This is a genomic window from Rhodopseudomonas sp. BR0C11, assembly GCF_010820945.1.
In the GTDB taxonomy this organism is placed as follows: Bacteria; Pseudomonadota; Alphaproteobacteria; order Rhizobiales; family Xanthobacteraceae; genus Rhodopseudomonas; species Rhodopseudomonas palustris_H.
In genome coordinates this window covers 1-394 of sequence record NZ_QTKI01000877.1, presented here as the reverse complement: position 1 = coordinate 394, position 394 = coordinate 1, and the positions used below count along the sequence as shown (strand labels likewise).

The following is a 394-nucleotide window of genomic DNA, read 5'->3' as shown; positions in this document are numbered from 1 at the left end:
CGTAGCGACAGCGCCTTCTTCCGTCACCACGAGGAGGTGGTGGTCGCGGTGGCGCGGCTGGCGGTGTTCATCTTCGTGATGACGGCGATCGTGTTCGAGACCCAGCGGTTCAGCAATCCGCAGATCGCCAACTACGCGGACGCACTGTACTTCACCGTGACCGCGCTGACCACGACCGGGTTCGGCGACATCACCCTGCCCGGCACGCTGGGGCGGATGATCAGCGTCGTGATCATGATCTTCGGCGTCACGCTGTTCTTCAATCTGGCGCGGGCGCTGATCAGCCCGAACAAGGTGCGCTTCCCCTGCCCGGTGTGCGGGCTGCAGCGCCACGACGCCGATGCGGTGCATTGCAAGGCGTGCGGCACCGTGCTGAATATTCCGGATGAGGGCC

At 65.0% G+C, this 394-nt stretch carries 1 protein-coding gene; it reads left to right on the top strand.

Annotated features, from left to right (window positions below; translation table 11 throughout):
- Nucleotides 1-394: ion channel (locus tag DYI24_RS27905; protein WP_205523735.1), on the top strand; the 394-nt coding region annotated here is incomplete at both ends.